This window comes from Arthrobacter sp. 260, assembly GCF_013116745.1.
In the GTDB taxonomy this organism is placed as follows: domain Bacteria; phylum Actinomycetota; class Actinomycetes; order Actinomycetales; family Micrococcaceae; genus Arthrobacter_D.
In genome coordinates this window covers 1-245 of the sequence record NZ_JABFOE010000087.1, presented here as the reverse complement: position 1 = coordinate 245, position 245 = coordinate 1, and the positions used below count along the sequence as shown (strand labels likewise).

Sequence of the window (245 nt, the reverse complement as noted above, 5' to 3'; positions counted from 1 at the left end):
ACACTGCCCTGCTGCTCGGCCCGGTACAGCGGCTGGGCATGGGCACGGCCGCTGGCGCTGTCGCCGCTGCGCCCCAGGTGCGCGGCCGCGGTTTTGACGAGTACGACCGGCGCCGCTCCGGCGCCGCTCAGCGCGCCCTGCAGCGCCTTGGTAAAATCGAGGTCGCGCGCCTTGTAATGGGGCGTATCGGCGTTGGCGATATTCGATGCCAGCAGCTGCTGGCGTTCGGCACGCACCGACAGCGC

1 protein-coding gene is annotated in these 245 nt (G+C 71.0%); it reads right to left on the bottom strand.

Features of this window, described 5'->3' with window-relative positions; genetic code table 11:
* Nucleotides 1-245, bottom strand: a 245-nt coding sequence (locus HMI57_RS18455) for a flagellar basal body protein (protein WP_216607714.1), incomplete at both ends; no start/stop codon positions are given.